This window comes from Marinobacter sp. bablab_jr003 (genome assembly GCF_016464245.1).
Classification (GTDB): domain Bacteria; phylum Pseudomonadota; class Gammaproteobacteria; order Pseudomonadales; family Oleiphilaceae; genus Marinobacter; species Marinobacter vinifirmus.
This window is the reverse complement of record NZ_JADARC010000123.1, coordinates 138,837-158,271: the sequence shown is the minus strand read 5'-3', so window position 1 is coordinate 158,271 and position 19,435 is coordinate 138,837. Positions and strand designations below refer to the sequence as shown.

The following is a 19,435-nucleotide window of genomic DNA, read 5'->3' as shown; positions in this document are numbered from 1 at the left end:
GGCATTGGTGTTTGCTTTTTTACCCAACAAGCTGCTGGAAACGAAAAGTAAGGCACCGAGGACAATTGCAATATCAGCCAGGTTGAAGGCCGGCCAATGCCAGTCTCGCCAATAGAAATCAAAGGAATCCACAACATAGCCGCGAAAGACCCGGTCAATCAGGTTGCCCATGGCGCCACCGAGGATAAGACTGTAAGCGATGGCTTCTCCTTTATGACGATTTTCAAGGATCAGCTTGATCAGAAAAATCGAGACCACTACCGCGATTCCGATAAAAAAGTAGCGCTGCCAGCCTCCACCATTCGCAAAAAGACTGAATGCGGCACCGGTGTTCCATAGGTGCACCCAGTTAAAGAACGGGGTCACCGAAACATACTCGCCATAGGCCATTGATTGCTGCACCAGCCACTTTACAGCCTGATCAGACGCTGCCAGCAGGCCCGATATGGACAATAGGGCATACGGCGAGAGCTTTTTGCCAATAATGAGCATTATTTAACCCTTCAACGCCAAAATGCGTCTGGCACCGTTAAGTACAATGCCCCCCGCGATGGTGCCGATAATCAGATCCGGATAATTGGAACCGGTCCACGCGACCAGGGCGCCGGCGGTGATGACCCCCAGGTTGATCACCACGTCGTTGGCCGAGAATATCCAGCTTGCCTTCATGTGCGCCCCGCCTTCCCGATGTTTGGATATGAGCAGCAGACAACTGGTATTGGCAATCAATGCGACGAATGCGATAGCCATCATCACCAGCGATTCAGGCTCACTACCGAATACAAAGCGTCTCACCACCTCTACGAGCACGCCCACAGCCAAGATCAGTTGCAGTACACCAGCAAGATGCGCGGCACGTACCTGCATTTTCACGCTATGTCCAACCGCATAAAGGGCAAGCCCGTACACCGCCGCATCGGCAAAATTGTCCAGGGATTCTCCAATCAGGCCGGTGGACTGGGCGATCAGACCGGCAGTCATTTCCACCACGAACAGAAGTGCATTGATGCCGAGCAACCAGCGCAGGGTCCCGGATTCTTGCTTAGCAGAAGCTGCCGAAAACTCGGCGGCCTTGATGGTCTCCGGATTTGCAGCGACGGTTTCCTGAAGCGAGGCGCCTAGCCCCAAGGTCTTCAGTTTCGAGGTGACGGGCTCGACCTCGCCGTCATGCACGACCTTCAGCCGGCGGTTCGACAAGTCGAAGGACAGCGCCCGAATCTCCTCAAAGCCGTTCAGGGCTAGGCGAATCATTCGTTCTTCTGATGGACAGTCCATCTTCGGCACGGCATAAACACTGACCCATCTCCCTGGCGCCTCGGAGGAGGCCTGTATATCGGTATCCGCTGCGGACGTTGCATCACCGCCACAGGCGCCACCACAGGATTTTCTCATGATACGACTCCACTTGAACAATGTTGTGGTACCATTTAAAACTATAAAGCTACTATAAGGTCAATAGAGTAAAGAATCCGTTGGGGAGGAGGCTGATGCGCATTGGTCAGTTGGCGCAGTTGGTAGGGGTCGAAACACAGACGATCCGCTTCTATGAACAGCAGGGCTTGTTGCCGCCGCCTGATCGGCAGGACAACGGTTACCGTGTCTATACCGAGAAGCATGGTGAGGGGCTGGCCTTCATCCGTCGCTGCAGAATCCTGGGCCTGTCACTGGCTGAGATTCACGAACTACAGAGCTATCAGGACGACCCTCATCAGCCTTGTACCGCCGTCAACGCCTTGCTCGATGATCATATCTCTCATGTGCGGTCGCAGATAACCGCTCTGCAAGCGCTTGAGAAACAACTCGTTTCACTGAGAGCGAGTTGCAACGATGACCGGGAAGTTGAGGCGTGTGGGGTTCTTGCTGGAATTAGCGAAGGAAACATGCACCAGCAGTAGGTGAAGCATCAACCAGATAATCCGATGAGATGCCGGTCTGTCTCACTCTCATGCAAAGGTAAGATCAACCATTTAATCCGCTTACCCAAATTTTTGAGCCGAGTGAGTGACAAGGAAATCAAGCACCTGAACTACGCCGCACAACAGGTATTTGATCCAGTTTTACCCTTTCAGGCGGTTGAAACACTGGACTCAAACCCGGAGCTGGCAATGAAGGTCGAAGCCTTCACCAGCCGCTTTTGCCGACTGCAAGACACCTTGGGAGATAAACTACTTCCCGCGTTGTTAATAGCCTTGGGCGAACCAAAACAGGCTCTGTTATTCAACCTCGAAAAAGCCGAGAAGTATGGTTGGCTTGAATCTTCTGAGCAATGGATTGCACTCAGGCAGTTACGCAACCAAATGATCCACGAGTACATCGAGAACGCTCAGACATTATTTGATGCGCTGATCACGGCGCACTCCAAGATCAGCGTGCTGACAGAATTTGCGAGCGAGCTCGAGAAACAGGTTGGAGTACTAGTCCACCAAGACTAGCCTGCTTCGATATTCTCCGGCTGGTCATCCCATCTCGGGCGATTCGCCCTTATTTTTCTGACTTCCTGCATCCACCCTACCCCGTCGATTAACTCACCGGTTTCGTGGTCGATGGGCGGATACGGCAGGTTGCGGTCGTCGCAGTAGCGCTTAACCGTCGGCTGGCACCAGCAGAACAGCAGGCGGTTGTATTCCTCATCCGGCATCCGCCGCTGGTCAAACATACCCGCCAGCTTCCGCTGACGCTGGGCCTCGGAAAGGATAATCGAACAGGCTGAAGACACATTCAGCGACTCCACCATCCCCATCATCGGAATCACGATATGCTCATCCGCCTGCTCGGCGGTCACCGGGTTCACCCCGTCCACCTCGTTACCCATGATAATCGTGCACGGCACGGTGAAATCCACCTCCCGAAAATCCACAGCCCGGTCTGACAACTGCGCGGCATACAACTTATGCCCCTGCGCCTTCAGCTCGGTCACCGCGTTGTCCATGGTGGGATGGGTGTGGGTTGTTACCCAGTGAAAGCTTCCGCCGGCTGTTTTGCGAAACGCCCGAAAACCCTCCTTCGGCCAGACCACGTGCATGTTCGCCACACCAAAGGCGTCGCAGGAGCGGATGATGGCGGACAGGTTTCGGGGTTTATGCACCTGGTCCGTCAGCACCCGCAGGTCGGGTTGGCGGGTGTTCAGGACTTGTTTGATTCGGGCGAGGCGTTCGGGGGTCATGGGTAAAATCCAGGCCTTGTTAATGACAGCACAGCGGTCCGGGAAGGGCTTTGGGGGAGGCTTTCCAAAAATTTGCGGAGCCATGGATGGCGGAGCAGAAGCGCCACAGGGATGTGCCGTAAGGAGCGGTTTTTGGAAAGCCTCCCCCAAAGACCTTCATGCACCACAACTCAAAGGCTGCGAATAATACCACAGGGCCAAATGAGGAATACCGAGACAACGGTGGTTGAAGTTTAGGCACCCCGTTATAATGTGCAGTCCATTTTTGCCAGCGCCCCACACCCCGGCGCAACATACACCAAACTACGTGAGACCCATGGCCAAGAAGCTGTTCATCAAAACCCACGGCTGCCAAATGAACGAGTACGACTCTGCCCGCATGGCAGACCTGCTCAAAACCGGCGAAGCGGTTGAAATGACCGACAACCCGGATGACGCCGACATCCTGCTGCTGAACACCTGCTCCATTCGCGAAAAAGCCCAGGAGAAAGTGTTCCACCAGCTCGGCCGCTGGAAACGTCTCAAAAGCAAAAAGCCCGACATGATCATCGGCGTCGGCGGCTGCGTAGCCAGCCAGGAAGGCCAGGCCATCCTCGACCGGGCACCTTACGTAGACATGGTCTTCGGCCCGCAAACCCTGCACCGCCTGCCGGACATGATCAGCGAAGTGCGCATGAAGGGTAACGGCGTAGGCGTGGTCGACGTCAGCTTCCCGGAAATCGAGAAGTTCGACAACCTGCCGGAACCCGGCGCCGACGGCCCTTCTGCGTTCGTTTCTATCATGGAAGGCTGCAGCAAATACTGCACCTTCTGCGTGGTGCCCTACACCCGTGGCGAAGAAGTCAGCCGCCCGGTAGACGACGTGATTGCCGAGGTGGCCCACCTGGCTGCCCAGGGCGTGCGCGAAGTGAACCTGCTGGGGCAGAACGTAAACGCCTATCGTGGCGACACCCACGACGGCGACCAGATGGACCTGGCGGAGTTGATCGAAGTGATCGCCACCATCGACGGCATCGACCGCATCCGCTACACCACCTCTCACCCGGTGGAATTCAGCGATGCGCTGATCGACGTCTACGAGCGGGTTCCGGAGCTGGTCAGCCACCTGCACCTGCCAGTGCAAAGCGGCTCCGACCGCATCCTGGCAGCCATGAAGCGCGGCCACACGGCGCTGGAGTACAAATCCAAGCTGCGCCGTCTGCGCAAGATCCGCCCGGACATCAGCTTCTCCTCGGATTTCATCATCGGCTTCCCGGGTGAAACCGATAAGGATTTCGAGGACACCATGAAGCTGATCAACGACATCGGCTTTGATATGTCCTTCAGCTTCATCTACAGCGCCCGTCCGGGTACGCCGGCGTCGGATCTGCCGGACGATACGCCGATGGAGGTGAAGAAGCAGCGGTTGAGTATTCTGCAGGATCGCCTGAATCAGAATGTGATGGATATCAGCCGCAAGATGGTGGGTTCCACTCAGCGGATTCTGGTGACGGGTCTGTCCAAAAAGGACCCGGGGGAGTATGCGGGGCGTACCGAGAACAACCGCATTGTGAACTTCCGCCACGAGAATCCTGAGGTGGTTGGCCATTTCATCGACGCGGAAATCGTCGAGGCCTACCCGAACTCTCTTCGTGGTGTGCCTGTTGGTTCTGAGTTGTTTTAGGCTTCGGCACCCATGTACTCTTTGTGTGGAGTTGGGAGGCGGGCTGGATAAGCCTCCCAAAAACCGCTACGAGCACATCCATGTGCGCTTCTCTCCGGCCATCCATGGCCTCCGACATTTTTGGGAGGCTTATCCAGCCCGCCTCCGCCTGACCTCACGGTGGCATGCTAAAGAAGACCCATCACTGCCTGATTCACGAAGACGCTCGTCAATACGAAAGCAAGCCCTAAAAAAACTCGTACTTGTTTTTCGTCTTGCGAACCTGCACATAGAAAGAAAGGCCGGTGCGTGGGTTCGCTTCCACAGGGTATCGTAGGCCATGGATGGCCGAAGCTAAGCGAACAGGACGTCTTGAGCGTCCCTGTGGAAGCGAACCCACGCATCGGCCATACTGCCCAATTCAAGAAATGCATACTCCCTGATACCCGGGAGTAGGAAACTCGGAGAAAACTTGAACACTCACGATACCAGACAATTTGACCTGCACCCGGTGAACCAGCGTCGGCTGGCGACGCTGTGCGGGCAGTTTGACGAACACCTGAAGATGATTGAACAGCGCCTGCAGGTGAAAGTGGGCCGGCGCGGGCATCATTTCCGGGTGGAAGGCCACACTGAAAACGTGGCGGCGGCTACCGAGGTCATCCGGCACCTGTACCGGGAAACCGAGGCCAGCGAGGACATTCCGCCGGATACTGTGCACCTGTTTATCCGCGAGACCGGCCTTGAGCGGCTGCCGGATGACGTGCCTTATGATGAAGGCCAGATTACCGTCATCAAGACCCCCAAACTGACCGCCAAGCCCCGGGGCCGGAATCAGCAGAAGTATGTGCATAGCATCCGCACCCACGATATCAACTTCGGCATCGGGCCAGCGGGCACGGGTAAGACCTGGCTGGCCGTGGCCTGTGCGGTTGAGGCACTGAAGGACGAGCAGGTGAAGCGGATTCTGCTGGTTCGGCCAGCGGTGGAAGCCGGTGAGAAGCTGGGCTTTCTGCCGGGCGACCTGGCACAGAAGGTGGACCCGTACCTTCGGCCGTTGTACGACGCGCTTTATGAAATGCTGGGCTTTGACCAGGTCACCCGCCTGATCGAGAAGAGTGTGATCGAGATTGCGCCTTTGGCGTTCATGCGCGGCCGTACCCTGAACAATTCATTCATTATTCTGGACGAGAGCCAGAACACCACCCGGGAGCAGATGAAGATGTTCCTGACCCGGATCGGTTTTGGCTCTACGGCGGTGATTACCGGTGATACCACTCAGGTGGACCTGCCACGGGGCCAGAATTCCGGCCTGATTCACGCCGCCGGCGTGTTGAGCAAGGTGCCGGGCATTGGCTTTACCCGGTTTGAAGCCAAGGATGTGGTGCGCCACCCGCTGGTTCAGCGGATTGTGGAAGCCTACGATTCCTTTGATGACGGGAGCTCCGGCAGCCGATGAACAAGCTGACTGTGGACTTCCAGATGGCCTTTGACGGTGCGGGTGTGCCGGATGAAGCGCAGTTCCACAGCTGGGCCGAAAAGGCCTGGCTGGGCGAGAATCCGTCCGAGGTGACCATCCGTATTGTCGATAACGACGAGAGCCGGGAGCTGAACCACCAGTACCGGGGCAAGGACAAACCCACCAATGTTTTGTCCTTCCCATTTGAAGCGCCAGCGGGTATAACGATGCCATTGGCCGGAGATCTGGTTATTTGCGCACCGGTTGTTGAAAAAGAGGCGCAGGAACAGCATAAAGAGCCTGTAGCCCACTGGGCTCATATGGTGGTGCACGGTATGTTGCACCTTCAGGGCTACGACCATATTGAAGATAACGAAGCCGAGGTCATGGAAGCCCTCGAGGTTCGGCTGCTGTCGCAGCTCGGATTTGCTAACCCTTACGAAGCAGAGGAAACGGAACCAGACTCATGAGCGACGATCAGTCGAGTCGCAGCCAGGGCAGCAAGTCCTGGCTGGAGCGTATATCACAGGCCTTTTCCAGCGGGCCTGAGTCCGTTGAGGACGTGCTGGAAATTCTGCGGGACGCCGAGTCCCAGAGCATTATTGATACCGATTCCATGAGCATCATCGAAGGTGCCATGCAGGTGATCGATATGCGGGTGGATGAAATCATGATTCCCCGTTCACAGATGATCACCGTGAAAGCCTCCCAGGAACCGAAAGAATTCCTGCCCGAGATCATGTCATCTGCCCACAGCCGTTTCCCGGTGATTGGTGAAAGCCCGGACGACGTGCTGGGTGTTCTGCTGGCCAAGGATCTGCTACCGCTGGCCCTGAATAACGATCTCAACTGGTCCCGCATCCGTGAAATCCTGCGCCCGCCCACCTTTGTGCCCGAGAGCAAGCGGTTGAACCAGCTGCTCAAGGAGTTCAAGGAAAACCGCAACCACATGGCCATCGTGGTGGATGAGTACGGCGGTACGGCAGGCCTGATTACCATTGAGGATGTGCTGGAGCAGATCGTCGGCGAGATCGAAGACGAACACGATTTCGACGAAGAAACCCACATCAAGGCCCGGGGCGATGGCACCTTTGCGGTGAAGGCCGTGACTCCGGTTGACGACTTCAATGAATTTTTTGGCACCGACCTGGACGAAGAAGAGTTCGATACCATTGGCGGCCTGGTGCTCAAAGAGTTCGGTCACCTGCCCAGACGGGGCGAAACGGTTGAATTCGGCGGTTTACAGTTTACTATTGCGAACGCCGATAACCGAGTCATCCGTTTGCTGCAGGTAACCCGAAGTGAGTCATGAAAACGGCCTGAGCCATCCGCTCAACCTGAAATTTACTGCCCATCCCTGGCTGGGCCCGGTGATCCTGATGATCGCCGGCGCCCTGCAAACCCTTACCTTCTCGCCGTTCCATATCTGGGCGCTGGGGCCGGTATCGGTTCTTCTGATCCTCCTGGTTACCCTGAACCTGCCGTCGGAGAAGCTGTTTCGCGCCGGCTGGTTTGTCGGCCTTGGGCTGTTTGCCTCCGGCGTGAGCTGGATTTACATCAGCATCAGCAAGCACGGCAACACCTCGGCGCCCATCGCAGTTCTGCTGATGGTGCTGTTCGTGGCAGGGCTGGCGCTATTCCACGGGCTGGCGTTCTGGTTCTGGGGCAAGCTGGCCAGGCAAAGCATGGTGCGCCGGCTTATCCTGTTTCCCGCCATCTGGCTACTGGGGGACTGGCTCCGGGGCTGGTTGCTGACCGGCTTTCCCTGGCTGTACCTGGGCACCGCCCACACCGATGGCCCACTGGCCGGGCTGGCACCATTAACCGGTGTGCACGGGCTGACCTTCTGGATCGTGGTTACCGGCGCAGCGGCTTACGGGGTGTGGTGGCTGATCCTGGCTGGCCGAAAAACTGCGGCGGGTGCAACAGCGGCGATCGCGGTACTACCCTGGCTGCTGGCTCCTGCCCTTAACCAGGTCAACTGGACCAGTATCAGCGAGGAGCCGAAAAGCTTTGCTGCCATGCAGGGCAATATTCCGCAACAGATCAAGTGGGATCCGGAGTTCCTGAAAGACCAGATTGTGGCGTATCTGGGGATGACTGAAGAACACTGGGATAAAGACATCATCCTGTGGCCGGAAACCGCCATTCCCATTCCCCAGGACCAGGCCGGCAAGATCATTGACCACATCGAGGAACGGCTTGGCGAGAACAGCACCCTGATTTCCGGTATTCCCTGGTATGGCTACAGCGGCGAAATCGAGGACTACACCTTCCACAACAGCATCCTGGCTGCCGGTGGCGGCGAGGGCATGTACCACAAACAGAAGCTGGTACCTTTCGGCGAGTATGTGCCGCTGCAGGGATTACTGCGGGGACTGATCGGTTTCTTTGACCTGCCCATGAGCAGCTTCACCCCGGGCCCGGGCCAGCAATCCGGCCTGAGCGCCACCGATACCCGGCTGATGCCCTACATCTGCTACGAAGTGGCCTACCCGGATTTTGTGGCGTTCAACGCGCGGAATACCGGCATGCTGGTGACCATCAGCAACGATGGCTGGTTCGGCGACTCTATCGGCCCTCTTCAGCACCTGCAACTGGCCCGCATGCGCGCCCTGGAAACCGGGCGCTACATGCTGCGCGGCACCAACAACGGGGTAACGGCCATCATCAACGAAAAAGGCCAGATCACCGAGCGCATTCCCCAGTTTGAGCGCGCGGTACTGACCGGCGAAGTATTCTCCGCAACCGGCAGCACGCCCTACATGCAGACCGGCTCGTGGCCAGTGCTGACCCTGGCGGTGATCCTGATTGTGTTTGTGCGGGAGCGGGTGATTCCTAAAGGCTGATTTAAATTACCCTTCTTTAGGCGGCCACCGGCTGGTCACCCGTTCAAAATAGTGGGAACCGCAGGCCTCACAGGGATGCAGGTGGCTGGTTTTAGTCAGGCACAGCATATGGCTGCAGTTCAGGCAGCGGAACATGCCGGCAGTGGCCACTTCTCCGGAGATGTAGTGGCTGACATCCTCGTTCTCCAGCTTCTGGGACAACTCCAGGGTGTCGACCAGGGTCTGGTCAGCCACCGACAGCAGGCGGTCGGCCAGGGTCTGTTCCAGCAGGGAGATGTCCAGCTGCAGCCACTCTTTCAGGCCTTCCCCGGTTTCCTCCACAAAGTGCATCAAATGCTGGAGATCCCGCTGCAGGTAGGCGCCCAGCAGGTCGGCTTCCTCCCGGGTCATCTCCTCAAGTTCGTATTCAAACTCGACTGCCTTCTGCACTTCTTCTTCCAGAGTCTGCAAGGACGTCTCCTGCAGATCGTGCAGGCGGGTCTGCACCCGCTCCAGCATCCGGTCATAGGCCTCGAGGGCTTTACCTGAAAGGTGACTGCGTTCCGGTTCTGTCATAACGGCTCCTTCAACCTGACTTCCAACCTGACTTCGGGGCACTGGCCTGCGGCCTTCGCCATTACTGACAGTCTGGCACATCCCGCAGAATTTGGCAGACTACCTGTTAAGCCTTCGGTGCGTTAGAATGTTCGGCCTTTTCGAACATCCTTTTCTCACAGGGTACTTTTGGTAATGGCAGGAATGGACGAGCAATACAACCCACGTGACGTAGAACAGACCGCCCGCAACTTCTGGGAAACCAACGAAACCTTCAAAGTGAAGGAAGAGCCGGGCAAGCCCAAGTACTACTGCCTGTCCATGTTCCCCTACCCCAGCGGCAAGCTGCACATGGGCCACGTTCGCAACTACACCATCGGCGACGTCATTTCCCGTTATCAGCGCATGCAGGGCAAGAACGTGATGCAGCCTATGGGCTGGGACGCCTTCGGCCTGCCAGCGGAAAACGCCGCCATTGCCAACAAGTCCGCGCCGGCAAAGTGGACCCGCTCCAACATCGATTACATGAAAAACCAGCTTAAACAGCTGGGTTTCGGGTACGACTGGAGCCGTGAACTGGCCACCTGTGACCCGGAATACTACCGCTGGGAACAGTGGTTCTTCGCCCGCCTGTACGAGAAGGGCCTGGTGTACAAGAAGATGTCCACCGTTAACTGGGATCCGGTTGACCAGACCGTCCTGGCCAACGAACAGGTGGTTGACGGCCGCGGCTGGCGCTCCGGCGCGCTGGTAGAGCAGAAAAAGATTCCCCAGTGGTTCATCCGCATCACCGATTACGCGGAAGAACTGCTGAACGACATGGACGACCTGGAAGGCTGGCCGGAACAGGTCAAGACCATGCAGCGCAACTGGATCGGCAAGTCCACCGGTACCGAGCTGACCTTCCCCCTGAAAGACCGTGAAGACGGCCTGACCGTTTACACCACCCGCCCGGACACCCTGATGGGCGTGAGCTACATGGCGGTCGCTGCCGAGCACCCGCTGGCCAAGGCAGCAGCAGAGCGCCACCGCGACGTGGCGGAGTTTGTGGACCAGTGCCGTAACAGCAAGGTAGCTGAGGCCGAAATGGCCACCATGGAAAAGAAAGGTATTGATACCGGTTTCAAGGCCATCCACCCGCTGACCCAGGAAGAAATTCCGGTTTGGGTCGCCAACTTTGTACTGATGGATTACGGCACCGGCGCCCTGATGGCCGTACCGGGCCACGATGACCGTGACCACGAGTTTGCCCGCAAATACAAACTCGCCATCAAGCAGGTGATTGCACCGAGCAACCACGAAGATATCGATGTTCAGGAAAAGGCCTACACCGAGAAAGGTGTACTGGTAAGCTCCGGCAAATACAGCGGCCTGACCAGCGATGAAGCCTTCGAGGAAATCGCCAGCTACCTGGAAGCCAATAATATCGGCAAGCGCACCGTCAACTACCGCCTGCGGGACTGGGGTGTTTCCCGCCAGCGTTACTGGGGCGCGCCCATCCCGATGATGACCCTGGACGACGGCACCGAAATGCCGGTTCCGGACGACCAGCTGCCGGTTCGCCTGCCGGAAGATGTCGAGATGGATGGCGTGCAGTCGCCCATCAAGGCCGACCCGGAGTGGTGCAAAACCGAGTTCAACGGCCAGGCCGCCACCCTGGAGACCGACACCTTCGACACCTTCATGGAGTCGTCCTGGTACTACGCCCGTTTCTGCAGCCCCAACTACGACAAGGGCATGCTGGATCCGGCCGCCGCCAACTACTGGCTGCCGGTAGACCAGTACATCGGCGGTATCGAGCACGCCATCCTGCACCTGCTGTACGCCCGCTTCTTCCACAAGCTGCTGCGGGACGTGGGCCTGGTAAACAGTTCCGAGCCGTTCAACCGCCTGCTCACCCAGGGCATGGTGCTGGCCGAGACCTACTACCGTAACGAAGACAACGGCGGCAAGACCTGGTTCAACCCGGCGGACGTCACCGTAGAACGCGACGGCAAGGGCCAGGTGGTACGCGCCATCCTGAAAGCCGATGGCCAGCCGGTGGAAATCGGCGGCGTTACCAAGATGTCGAAGTCCAAGAACAACGGCATCGATCCCCAGTCAATCATTGATGAGTTTGGTGCCGACACCGTGCGCCTGTTCATGATGTTTGCCGCACCGCCAGAGCAGTCCCTGGAGTGGTCTGACAGTGGCGTGGAAGGCGCGCACCGCTTCCTCAAGCGCCTGTGGCGCATGGTGACCGAGCATACAGCCGGCGGCGACGTTCCTGCCCTGGATGCCAGCGCTCTGAACAGCGGCCAGAAAGACCTTCGCCGCAAGACCCACGAGACCATTGCCAAGGTCAGTGACGACATCAGTCGCCGCCTGACCTTCAACACCGCCATTGCAGCCGTAATGGAACTGCTGAATGAAGTGGGCCGCCTGGGTGATGAAGAACCCCAGAGCCGCGCCGTGCGCCAGGAAGCCCTGGACACCGCAGTACGGGTGCTGGCTCCGATCGTGCCTCATATCTGTCATAAACTCTGGCAGGTGCTGGGCCACAGCGAGCCGGTGGTTGACGCCAGCTGGCCGGTTGCCGATGAAAGCGCCATGGTCCGCAGCGAGATCGAAGTGGTTCTGCAGGTGAACGGCAAGGTGCGGGCCAAGGCCACGGTCCCGGCCGACATCAGCAAGCCGGACCTGGAAAAGCTGGCCCTGGAGAACGAAAACGTTCAGCGCTTTGTGGAAGGCAATACCGTTCGCAAGGTGATTGTGGTGCCCGGCAAGCTGGTTAACGTGGTGGCCAACTGATATGACCACCACCGCCCCGTTCCTGAAAGCTTTGAAACTCGCCGCCCTGGCCCTGGTTACCCTGGTGCTGGCCAGCGGCTGCGGCTTTCAGTTACGGGGCACCTCGCCGGTACCGGCCTCACTGCAACCCCTTGCAGTAGACTGCCCGGACAACCTTCCGGGCCGTTTCTGTCAATCGGTTCGGGATCAGCTGACCCTGGGCGGCGTCCAGGTTGCTGACAGCGCCGCCCAGGCCGATTACATCCTGCGCCTGCGGGATTACCGGCAGGACCGCCGGGCCTCGGCCATTACTGCCCAGGCCGCTGCAGCAGAGTACGTTCTGCGCCATACTGTCGCCATTGAACTGCTCACGGCTGACCGGATCCCGCTGATTGCCAGCACCAACCTGAATGCCAGCGAAAGCTACCGCTACGACGAAACCAACGTACTCGCCAAGCAGCGCGATGAAGAGGAGCTTCGGCAACAGCTGGGCGACCGGCTGGCCCAGCAGGTTATCTTCCGCCTGGCCCCCATGACCCGGGAACGGATAGACACCATCATCAACGATTACCAGGCCAGCCAGGAACAGGCTGAGGCGCAATGAAAACCCAGCCTGGCCAGCTCCCTCAGTTACTGAAAAAAGGCCTGGCACCGGTTTACCTGATCTCCGGTGATGAACCCCTGCTGGTTCAGGAGTGTTGCGACCAGGTTCGAAAGGCCGCCCGGGAAGCCGGTTACCAGGACCGCCTCACCTACCACGCAGATCACCAGCTTGACTGGAATTCCGTAGCAGACGAATGCAACGCCATGTCGCTGTTTGCGGAGAAACGCCGGATCGAGATTCACCTGCCCACCGGCAAACTCGGCGATGGCCGCAAGGTACTCGAGCAAATCCTGCAGGCCCCGCCCGAGGATGTCGTCCTGTTGCTGATCAGCGCCAGGCTGGATGCCGCGGAAACCAAGCGTAAATGGTACAAGGACCTTCAGAAAACCGGCGTACATGTGCCGGTGTGGCCGGTTGAGGCGGACAAATTCGCCAACTGGCTGCAGCAACGGGCAAGCAATCAGGGGCTGAGCCTGACCCGCGGTGCACTGGGAATGCTGGCTGAACGGCTGGAAGGCAACCTGCTGGCGGCGAGCCAGGAGCTGGATCGCCTGACCCTGCTGACCAACGGCAAAACCATTGACGAGGAAACCGTAGAGCAGGCTGTCCAGGACAGTGCCCGCTTCAACGGCTTTGAGCTGGTCACCGAACTGCTCACTGGTAAGGCCGGCCACGCCAGCCGCATCATCGGCGTACTGCAGCAGGAAGGAGAAAATCCCCTGGGCCTGCTGAGCGTGCTGGTGCGCGACCTGAACATGATTATCGAGCTGAAGACCGCCCTGCCCCCGGGCGACAACCCCTCGGGCTTCCTGAAGAAACGGGGCGTTTTCCAGCCCCGGCGAGCGTCTGCCATCCAGCAGGCAGCCCGCCGCCTGACCCTGCCCCGCCTGAACCAGGCCCTGGCCCTGTGCAGCCAGACCGACCGGGCCGCCAAGGGCTTTGATGACCTGACGCCCTGGCATTACCTGCGCGACCTCTCAGTTCTGCTGGCCGCAACCCGTAACGGCTGACCTGGGTCAAACCCGTGAGAGTACCGGCCCCGGCGGCACTTGACACGATTTTGCAATCGGGCGCATTGTACATTCTCCACTCAATCAGGGAAGGAGAACCTGCCATGAGCCTGCAAGACGAATTCAACAAGCTGTCCGATAAAGTCAGACAATACCGCGACGAAGCCAAGGTGCAGATGCACCTGGCCAAGGAAGATGTGAAGGACGAATGGGACGACCTGGAGCAGAACTGGGACAAGTTCCGTTCGAAGCTCGACCAGATTTTCCATGACGCAGAAGATGCCAGCCAGGAAGCCCGGGAAACCGCCCGCAAGATGGGTGAAGAGCTAAAATCCGGCTACCAGAACATCCGCAACAAGCTGAAGTAAACGTTAACCCGTTAACAAACAGACACATCAAGACAGGCACAGAGACACACGTCTCATCGTCTCTGTGCCATACTTCACAGTAACAAATGAATCTTGCGTCATAATTCTGTCGTGTTGTTCATTTTGCCACCAACTTGCCGTCTGGCTGGCCAAGGAATATGGCACATACTGTGAGGTATACCTGTCATATGAAAAAAGTTACTGCGCTCTCTGTTACTCTCGCCCTGTCTCTCTCTGCCGGTCTGGTTACTGGCCAGAACATCCGTTTCAGTGATCCCGAAACCGTTATCAAGAATGAGTTCTGGGGCAACCTGTATGCGGAAGGCGGTTCATCCTTCTTCTGCGAAAAACCGTTTACCAGCAAGGGCTTTGTGCTGACCGACGGTTATATCTACCCGCTGGCCGATGTGCGTTCCGCCCTGGATTGCGGTACTACATCGCAGTGCAAGCGGGACAACCGCTACCGGCAGATTGCCTCGGATTTGCACAATATGGTGCCTGTAACCAGTCGGATAGAGATGCGTCGCCGCAATGCCCGCTATGAAAACATTGGCGCCAGCGCCCAACCGGATGACTGCGGTATTCGTGAAAGCACCCAGTTTTTCGAGCCACCCGAGCATGCCAAGGGTGATGTGGCCCGGACCATGGCGTACATGGTTGATACGTACGATTTGCCGTGGCTGGGGGCTACTACGCTGTTTCAGGGCTGGAACGAGATGGATCCGCCGGATGATGGCGAGTTGGCGCGGCACAGCCGGATTGCCGAGATTCAGGGTAATGAGAATCCCTTTGTGGTTAATCCCGGGCTGATTAGTCGGCTCTGAGATTGTTGATCTCCCCTTGGGAGTAAGCACCAGTCAGGGGGTAGCTTTCCAAAACACGCTGTGGATACGTCCGTGTACGCTCTGCTCCGCCATCCCTGGCTCCGCAAGGTTTTGGAAAGCTACCCCCTGACTGGCGCCCGCACTTCTGAGATCAGCTCCGCAAGGTTTCGGAAGGGCCTCCCCGATCCAATGCCCGGACATTTCAGCTAGCATCAAACAAAAAAGCAGGCCACCTGGGCCTGCTTTTTTGCTTTCTGGAAGAACGAAACCTGTATCAGATTTCGTTAGCCGCCAGGGCCATCATGGCCTCACTGCCACTGCGAATGCCTTCGGCCAGGGACACGGTCTTTGGCAGCAGGCGGTCGAAGTAGAAGCGGGCTGTTTTCAGCTTGCCGGTGTAGAAGCCGGAGGTGTCAGCCTCTGCCTTCGGAGCGGCGGCTTTGACGGTTTTGGCCCACATGTACGCCAGGGCGGTGTAGCCGAACATGTCGAGGTAATCGACTGCAGCGGCGCCGATGGCGTTGGGGTTGTCGCCGGCTTGTTTGATGACGTGTTCGGTAACGTCGGACAAGCGCTCGACAGCAGCCGCCAGCGGCTCAAGGTAGGGCTTGAGGGCGGCGTCGCCGGTGTTTTCTTCGATGAAGGTGGCTACGTCCTGTACGAACAGTTCGTACAGCTGGCCCTGGCTGCCAACCACTTTACGACCCATCAGGTCCATGGCCTGGATGCCGTTGGTGCCTTCGTAGATCTGGGTGATGCGGCAGTCGCGTACCAGCTGCTCCTGGCCCCACTCGCGGATGAAGCCGTGGCCACCGAAGACCTGCTGGCCGATGATGGTGGTTTCCAGGCCGCGGTCGGTCAGGAAGGCCTTGGCGACGGGGGTCAGCAGGGCAACCATGCCTTCGGCGTGTTTGCGCTGTTCGTCGTCCTGGGAGTACTTGGAAATATCCAGCCACTGGGCTACGTAGGTAGAGAAGGCACGGCCGCCTTCCACATAGCTCTTCATGGTCAGCAGCATGCGGCGTACGTCCGGGTGTACCAGGATCGGGTCCGCGGCTTTTTCGGGCTGCTGGGCACCAGTCGGCGCACGGCTCTGGATACGCTCGTTAGCGTATTCGCGGGCGCTTTGCAGGGAAGCTTCGGCGGCGCCGATGCCCTGGATGCCCACACCCAGGCGCTCGTAGTTCATCATGGTGAACATGGCGGCCAGGCCTTTGTTTTCTTCACCAACCAGCCAGCCCTTGGCGCCGTCGAAGTTCATCACGCAGGTAGCTGAGCCTTTGATACCCATCTTCTTCTCGATGGAACCGCAGCTGAACTGGTTGCGCTCGCCCAGGGAACCGTCGTCATTCACCATGAACTTGGGCACCAGGAACAGGGAGATGCCTTTCGGTCCCTTGGGAGCATCCGGCAGTTTGGCCAGCACCAGGTGGATGATGTTCTCCGCCATGTCGTGCTCGCCCCAGGTGATGAAGATCTTGGTGCCAGTCACGCTGAAAGAGCCGTCGTCATTGGGCTCGGCCTTGGTGCGGATAATGCCCAGGTCGGTACCGGCGTGGGGCTCGGTCAGGTCCATGGCACCGGACCATACGCCGGAATACATGTTGGGCAGGTACTTCTCTTTCAGCTCCTGGCTGCCGTGGGCGTCCAGGGCCAGGCAGGCGCCGGCGGTGAGCATCGGAGCCAGGCCGAAGGCCATGTTGGCGCCCTGCATCATTTCTTCAAACTGGGCTACCAGAGTCTTGGGCATACCCATGCCACCAAACTCCGGGTTGCCACCCAGGCCGTTCCAGCCACCCTCAACGATGGTCTGGTAGGCTTCCTTGAAGCCTTCCGGGCTGGTTACTTCGCCTTCATTCCACTTACAACCCTGCTCGTCCGCTTCGCGGTTCAGGGGCGCCAGTACGCCGCCGGTGATCTTGCCAGCTTCTTCAAGAATCGCGTCGGCAGTGTCCGGGTCTACGTTTTCGGCAATCTTTGGCAGAGAGGCCCAGAGTGCGGGCGCGTCGAACACTTCGTTCAATACAAAACGCATGTCACGAAGGGGTGCCTGATAATCAGCCATGTATAACTCTCCAGAAATTCAGTCAGTCACTTGGGGAACCGGGTAACAACGCCTTCTGTGTAAAGGTCTTCGGGTTCGCCCGCTCGGCTATGTGTCCGAAACAAGGTTGTTATTCTGTGGCCCGCCATTCTACCTCAAACGTGCCACCAAACTCATGAAAAAAGCCCGCCTCCGAGCGGAGAACGGGCTTTTGCTGTGCCTTCAACCAGATAGCAACCCCGTCTTAGATAACGAAGGCTTCTTCCGGCATATCCAGCAGGCTGTCTGCACCGGCCAGCATGGTTTCTGCGTGGGTCTTGGTGCGCGGCAGCAGGCGCTTGAAGTAGAAGCGCGCAGACTGAACCTTGGCGTTGTAGAACATCTCCTCGGAGGTGCCTTCGGCCATCTTGTCCAGTGCCACCTTGGCCATACGGGCCCACAGGTAAGCGAAGACTGCGTAACCGGAGTACATCAGGTAGTCCACCGCAGCGGCACCGACTTCCTCGCGGTTCTTCATGGCGGTCATACCAACCTTCATGGTCAGATCGCCCCACTCCTTGTTGATCGCAGCCAGCGGCTCGATGAACTCTTTCAGCTGCTCGTTGTCGGCGTTCTCTTTGCAGAATACGTGAACCTGCTTGGTGAACACTTTCAGAGCTTCGCCCTGGGTCATCAGAACCTTACGGCCCAGCAGGTCCAGCGCCTGGATACCGGTAGTACCCTCGTAGATCATGCCGATGCGGGAATCACGAACGTTCTGCTCCATGCCCCACTCGGCGATGTAACCGTGGCCACCAAACACCTGCATGCCCAGATTGGCAGATTCGTAACCGATCTCGGTCAGGAAGGCCTTGGCGATCGGAGTCAGGAAGCCCAGCAGCGCATCGGCGTGCTTGCGCTCTTCCTCGGTCTTGCCGGAGTGAACCACGTCCACTTGCTGGCCAGCCAGGTAGATCAGGGCGCGGGCGCCTTCTGCTACAACCTTCTGGGTCAGCAGCATGCGGCGTACGTCCGGGTGCACGATGATCGGATCAGCAATGCCGTCCGGGTTCTTCGGACCACTCAGGGAACGCATGGCCAGACGCTCCTTGGCATAGGCCAGGGAGCCCTGGAAGCCCAGCTCGGCAGAACCCAGTCCCTGGATGGCAGTACCGATACGGGCAGTGTTCATGAAGGTGAACATGCAGTTCAGGCCTTTGTTCTCCGGCCCGATCAGCCAGCCCTTGGCACCGTCGAAGTTCATCACACAGGTCGCGTTACCGTGGATACCCATCTTGTGCTCCAGGGAGCCACAGGAAACCGCGTTACGCTCGCCGGCAGAACCGTCTTCGTTCGGCAGTTGCTTGGGCACGATGAACAGGGAGATACCCTTGGTGCCTTCCGGTGCGCCCGGCAGACGGGCCAGTACGATGTGGACGATGTTCTCGGCCATGTCGTGCTCACCGGCAGAAATGAAGATCTTGGTACCGGTAATGCTGTAGGTGCCGTCAGCGTTCGGCTCGGCCTTGGTGCGCAGGGTGCCCAGGTCAGAACCACAGTGCGGCTCGGTCAGACACATGGTACCGGTCCACTCACCGCTGATCAGCTTGGTCAGGTAGGTCTGCTTCTGCTCTTCGGTGCCGTGGGCTTCGATGGTGTTGGTAGCGCCGTGGCTCAGGCCCGGGTACATACCCCAGGACCAGTTGCAGGTGCCAACCATTTCACTGACCACCAGGCCGATGGAGTGCGGCAAGCCCTGGCCACCGTAGTTGGGGTCGGCAGTCATGGACGGCCAGCCACCTTCAACGTACTGCTGGTAAGCTTCTTTGAAGCCGGTCGGGGTTTTCACACCGTCTTCGCTCCAGGTACAGCCTTCCTGGTCACCTACCTGGTTCAGCGGAGACAATACCTGCTCACAGAACTTGGCGCCTTCCTGGATGATGGCATCAACCATATCCGGAGTCGCGTCTTCAGCACCTTCCAGATTGGCGTAGTGCTGCTCGCTGTTCAGCAGCTCGTTCATTACGAATTTAATGTCACGCAGGGGCGCTTTGTATTCAGGCATGGAATCCACCTCGGTTTGGTCTCGGCTGAATGCAGTAACAGCCTTCGGCCTTGGGTTTGCTCAGACACCACGATGCGCTGCACCGCGGCCTTAATTAAACACTTGTTTGAAACATACGTTTTGAG

18 protein-coding genes are annotated in these 19,435 nt (G+C 58.2%); 12 read left to right on the top strand and 6 right to left on the bottom strand.

The genetic code is table 11. The features are described 5' to 3' along the window. Both lspA and H3Z84_RS15265 read right to left on the bottom strand, forming a co-directional pair. Positions 1 to 492: signal peptidase II (lspA, locus tag H3Z84_RS15270; protein WP_199458065.1), on the bottom strand; the 492-nt coding region annotated here is incomplete at its 3' end. A gap of 3 nt (positions 493 to 495) precedes the next feature. After that, entirely contained in the window at positions 496 to 1,392 is an 897-nt protein-coding gene (locus H3Z84_RS15265) for a cation transporter (RefSeq protein WP_199458064.1), read from the bottom strand. 95 nt (positions 1,393 to 1,487) lie between these two features. Here H3Z84_RS15265 and cadR point away from each other — a divergent pair, with 95 nt between their 5' ends. After that, entirely contained in the window at positions 1,488 to 1,895 is a 408-nt protein-coding gene (cadR, locus tag H3Z84_RS15260; protein WP_004364961.1) for a Cd(II)/Pb(II)-responsive transcriptional regulator, read from the top strand. A 102-nt stretch (positions 1,896 to 1,997) separates the two neighbouring features. Then, the gene (locus H3Z84_RS15255) at positions 1,998 to 2,432 is read left to right on the top strand and encodes a hypothetical protein (RefSeq protein ID WP_323127010.1); all 435 of its coding nucleotides are present in this window, start codon (positions 1,998 to 2,000) and stop codon (positions 2,430 to 2,432) included. On the opposite strand, the gene trmH is transcribed toward H3Z84_RS15255, so the two are convergent. Beyond that, positions 2,429 to 3,163: a tRNA (guanosine(18)-2'-O)-methyltransferase TrmH gene (gene trmH / locus H3Z84_RS15250; protein WP_199458063.1), complete on the bottom strand. Its 735-nt coding sequence runs from the start codon at positions 3,161 to 3,163 to the stop codon at positions 2,429 to 2,431. The two genes, H3Z84_RS15255 and trmH, sit on opposite strands and share 4 nt — an antisense overlap. A 316-nt stretch (positions 3,164 to 3,479) precedes the next feature. Here trmH and miaB point away from each other — a divergent pair, with 316 nt between their 5' ends. The 5 genes from miaB to lnt all read left to right on the top strand — a co-directional run bounded on the left by miaB (position 3,480) and on the right by lnt (position 9,113). After that, positions 3,480 to 4,826: a tRNA (N6-isopentenyl adenosine(37)-C2)-methylthiotransferase MiaB gene (gene miaB, locus H3Z84_RS15245; RefSeq protein ID WP_199458062.1), complete on the top strand. Its 1,347-nt coding sequence runs from the start codon at positions 3,480 to 3,482 to the stop codon at positions 4,824 to 4,826. A 451-nt stretch (positions 4,827 to 5,277) separates the two neighbouring features. Then, the gene (locus H3Z84_RS15240; RefSeq protein WP_022989707.1) at positions 5,278 to 6,264 is read left to right on the top strand and encodes a PhoH family protein; all 987 of its coding nucleotides are present in this window, start codon (positions 5,278 to 5,280) and stop codon (positions 6,262 to 6,264) included. After that, the gene (gene ybeY, locus H3Z84_RS15235; RefSeq protein ID WP_199458061.1) at positions 6,261 to 6,734 is read left to right on the top strand and encodes an rRNA maturation RNase YbeY; all 474 of its coding nucleotides are present in this window, start codon (positions 6,261 to 6,263) and stop codon (positions 6,732 to 6,734) included. Before H3Z84_RS15240 ends, ybeY begins: the two co-directional genes overlap by 4 nt. Further along, on the top strand, positions 6,731 to 7,576 hold the full coding sequence (locus H3Z84_RS15230) for an HlyC/CorC family transporter (protein ID WP_199458060.1): 846 nt from the start codon (positions 6,731 to 6,733) through the stop codon (positions 7,574 to 7,576). The genes ybeY and H3Z84_RS15230 overlap by 4 nt, the downstream gene beginning before the upstream one ends. 67 nt (positions 7,577 to 7,643) lie before the next feature. Then, the gene (lnt, locus tag H3Z84_RS15225; protein ID WP_199458075.1) at positions 7,644 to 9,113 is read left to right on the top strand and encodes an apolipoprotein N-acyltransferase; all 1,470 of its coding nucleotides are present in this window, start codon (positions 7,644 to 7,646) and stop codon (positions 9,111 to 9,113) included. Between the two features lie 6 nt (positions 9,114 to 9,119). Here the strand turns inward: lnt and H3Z84_RS15220 are convergent, their stop codons facing one another. Continuing rightward, a complete protein-coding gene (locus H3Z84_RS15220) occupies positions 9,120 to 9,668 on the bottom strand; it encodes a zinc ribbon-containing protein (protein WP_199458059.1) in 549 nt (182 codons plus the stop codon). A gap of 183 nt (positions 9,669 to 9,851) precedes the next feature. Between H3Z84_RS15220 and leuS the strand changes: the two genes are divergently transcribed. The 5 genes from leuS to H3Z84_RS15195 all read left to right on the top strand — a co-directional run bounded on the left by leuS (position 9,852) and on the right by H3Z84_RS15195 (position 15,222). Then, the gene (leuS, locus tag H3Z84_RS15215; protein ID WP_199458074.1) at positions 9,852 to 12,437 is read left to right on the top strand and encodes a leucine--tRNA ligase; all 2,586 of its coding nucleotides are present in this window, start codon (positions 9,852 to 9,854) and stop codon (positions 12,435 to 12,437) included. 1 nt (position 12,438) lies between these two features. Then, complete coding sequence (gene lptE / locus H3Z84_RS15210) at positions 12,439 to 13,020, top strand: LPS assembly lipoprotein LptE (RefSeq protein WP_199458058.1); 582 nt, start codon at positions 12,439 to 12,441, stop codon at positions 13,018 to 13,020. Next, complete coding sequence (holA, locus tag H3Z84_RS15205; protein WP_199458057.1) at positions 13,017 to 14,030, top strand: DNA polymerase III subunit delta; 1,014 nt, start codon at positions 13,017 to 13,019, stop codon at positions 14,028 to 14,030. Before lptE ends, holA begins: the two co-directional genes overlap by 4 nt. A gap of 104 nt (positions 14,031 to 14,134) precedes the next feature. Further along, on the top strand, positions 14,135 to 14,398 hold the full coding sequence (locus H3Z84_RS15200; RefSeq protein WP_199458056.1) for a hypothetical protein: 264 nt from the start codon (positions 14,135 to 14,137) through the stop codon (positions 14,396 to 14,398). Positions 14,399 to 14,586: 188 nt separating this feature from the next. Then, a complete protein-coding gene (locus H3Z84_RS15195; RefSeq protein WP_199458055.1) occupies positions 14,587 to 15,222 on the top strand; it encodes an endonuclease in 636 nt (211 codons plus the stop codon). Between the two features lie 274 nt (positions 15,223 to 15,496). Here H3Z84_RS15195 and H3Z84_RS15190 read toward each other — a convergent pair whose 3' ends face one another. Both H3Z84_RS15190 and H3Z84_RS15185 read right to left on the bottom strand, forming a co-directional pair. Then, complete coding sequence (locus H3Z84_RS15190; protein ID WP_199458054.1) at positions 15,497 to 17,287, bottom strand: acyl-CoA dehydrogenase C-terminal domain-containing protein; 1,791 nt, start codon at positions 17,285 to 17,287, stop codon at positions 15,497 to 15,499. A 223-nt stretch (positions 17,288 to 17,510) separates the two neighbouring features. Next, positions 17,511 to 19,310 carry an acyl-CoA dehydrogenase C-terminal domain-containing protein gene (locus H3Z84_RS15185; protein ID WP_199458053.1) on the bottom strand — a complete coding sequence of 600 codons (1,800 nt, stop codon included), beginning with the start codon at positions 19,308 to 19,310 and terminating at the stop codon, positions 17,511 to 17,513. Positions 19,311 to 19,435: the final 125 nt, after the last annotated feature.